Origin of the sequence: Anditalea andensis (assembly GCF_000714815.1) — a bacterium.
GTDB lineage: Bacteria > Bacteroidota > Bacteroidia > Cytophagales > Cyclobacteriaceae > Anditalea > Anditalea andensis.
The window spans coordinates 1-2,453 of the sequence record NZ_JMIH01000025.1; the positions used below are offsets into that span (position 1 = coordinate 1).

The following is a 2,453-nucleotide window of genomic DNA, read 5'->3' on the forward strand; positions in this document are numbered from 1 at the left end:
AATTATTTTTTAGTTATAGGGGTTATTTTTTTGGGAAAATGATGGGTTTTAGTTTATATTCAGGAGATTTTTAGATTAACGAATAGGAGGTAGGTGTGATCCCACAAGTTGTAATAGCATTGGATGGCTTCGTTATTTTTTGAATCATGATATTATTTTTAGAGATAAATTCTATATATATACTTAGATTTTATGGAAAAAATAGCAAATGTTGCGTGAAGCAAAAAGTTACCTGAAAATCCTTAGAATCTAAATAAAAATTTGACTATAATGACAATACAAGAGCAATTAGATACTAACAGGAGAACCGTTTCTTTTGATAACTATGACATAACAGTTAGACAACTTTATGCGATGTTAGTTGACCTACAAATTAAACTCCAACCCGAGTACCAGCGTCACTTTATTTGGGATCAGGTTCGCCAATCACAACTTATAGAATCAATTTTTCTTGGTATTCCAGTTCCAAATTTGTTTATGGCAACAAATCAAGACTCGACATGGGAGGTTGTTGATGGTTTACAACGATTGACTACTATTGTAAATTTTGTTGGAAATGAAGAAGTACGTCAGCAAGTAAATCCAAATAGTCAGAAATTAAAATTGGGAGGTTTAGAAAAAGTAACAGAAATGAATGGTCTTATATATGAAGATCTTCCAATGTCCATTCAAAATATGTTTATGACTCGACCTATTCGAATTACTGTTTTGAATGATAAAAGTGACTTTACTGTACGATATGATTTATTTGAAAGATTAAATACTGGTGGTGTAGTTCTACATCCACAAGAAATTAGAAATTGCGTATTCCTTGGTGAATTTCGAGATTTTATTAAAGAATGCAATGCGAACCCTAATTTTCTTAACTCTGTAAAAATGACAGAAAGTGCAGAAAGAACTGGTAATCGGGAAGAGTTAGTTTTAAAGTTTTTTGCATATTATGAAGATAGAAATGAATTTGTTCATGGAGTAAAAGAATTTCTTAATAACTACATGAAGAAAAAAACTAAGCGGTTCTCCAATAAAGCAGCTCTTAGAGATTTATTTAATCAATCATTTCAATTAATTAATGAATTTCTCCCAATGGGAATAATAAGAGGTAATCGCATTAATATTACTCCTCTTGTACTATTTGAGGCAATTTCAGTCGGTGTAGCAGATTTAATAACTTCTAACCAATCGCAACATATTACCTCAGCCAAGCTCCAAGCTTTATTGAACAATCAGGAATTAAAAAGACTAACAACTGGAGCTACAAATTCCAGAAGTAAATTGATAAATAGAATTGAATTTGTTAAAAACAATATATTGAATGCCGTATAGTATAGTTCGTTCAGAAGTTTTGGCGAGATTCCTTGAAGTAAATCAACTCCTCAATGCAATTAAGAATTTGGAGGATTCTGTCACGCCACCTGCGATGCCTCCTTTAGAATACAAACTACTAAAGGGTTTCTTCTATGTGCACATTTATGCTTGTATAGAATTTTCAATGCACAAACTTATTGTCAATACTTTAACACTTATTAAGGCAAAGAACATAAGATATGTAGATTTTGAAAATAGTTTTTATACAGTAGCAGCTTCTTCAAGTATTCAAAGTCTTCGTGACTGTAGCTCAAAAGTTATATTTGATAAATCTGCAGACCTATTTATTACTATTGACAAAATTGAAGTTTCTAATTTTGATGAAACATTATTATCGAAATATCTTCAAAATATTTGGGGTAAATCTTTTAATCAAGTTACAAAAACAATTGGAGCTTCTTCATTTCCAATTACAGGCCAGGAGAGTGCTATTTTCGATGAGATTGTAGACAATCGTAACAAAGTTGCACATGGTCGAGATAATGTGGAAAACGTTGGCTCAGGACCCACCTACTTAGATTTAAAAAACAAATATGATAAAATTTTTGAAGTGATTAGCCGCTATATAGATCACTTTAACAATTACTATTCTGCTAAAGAATTTATTAAACCGATGGAGAGATTAAATTATTAACTGTCTATAACATTGGTTTTGCGTCAGGGTGCGTTACGTACATATTTTGGCATTTTATGCTTCTATTCAAGTTTATTGCAGGTTGACAGTTTTTGTGCTTCGAAATACATTCAAACCTTTACCGTCGGGTTATGCAGCAGCTCAAGGATCAAGGTACCGAACCCGATACGATGGAGATAGGAAATGAGATATACAATGGTGTAGGGTCGTCAACAACTTAGACAGCCTGGCACACCTGCTGTATGCGGGTTGTAAAGGTGTAATAGCCGTGAGCCCCGAATCACTGATCAATTTGCATGTAGGCACTGCCAAGGATACTGAATATTTCTATGACGCCATGCAGGAGCGGAACGTACCCTATGACATCATCGGCCTTAGCTACTATCCCAAGTGGCATGGCAACCTCCAACAAAACATCGCCAAAGTCTCCCAGAAATACGACCGCCAGATCATG

At 33.8% G+C, this 2,453-nt stretch carries 3 protein-coding genes; all 3 read left to right on the plus strand.

The window, feature by feature from the left end; genetic code table 11:
• Positions 1-270: 270 nt before the first annotated feature.
• Entirely contained in the window at positions 271-1,323 is a 1,053-nt protein-coding gene (locus tag EL17_RS18925; protein WP_035077873.1) for a DUF262 domain-containing protein, read from the plus strand.
• On the plus strand, positions 1,313-1,999 hold the full coding sequence (locus EL17_RS18930; protein ID WP_035077876.1) for an MAE_28990/MAE_18760 family HEPN-like nuclease: 687 nt from the start codon (positions 1,313-1,315) through the stop codon (positions 1,997-1,999). Before EL17_RS18925 ends, EL17_RS18930 begins: the two co-directional genes overlap by 11 nt.
• Before the next feature lie 190 nt (positions 2,000-2,189).
• A partial coding sequence (locus tag EL17_RS23200; protein ID WP_205623589.1) for a glycosyl hydrolase 53 family protein occupies positions 2,190-2,453 on the plus strand: 264 nt, incomplete at its 3' end.

Excerpts from the sequence above, each read along its gene's own strand:
- EL17_RS18930 (WP_035077876.1), top strand. The coding sequence starts at position 1,313 with ATGCCGTATAGTATAGTTCGTTCAGAAGTTTTGGCGAGATTCCTTGAA.
- EL17_RS18925 (WP_035077873.1), top strand. The coding sequence starts at position 271 with ATGACAATACAAGAGCAATTAGATACTAACAGGAGAACCGTTTCTTTT.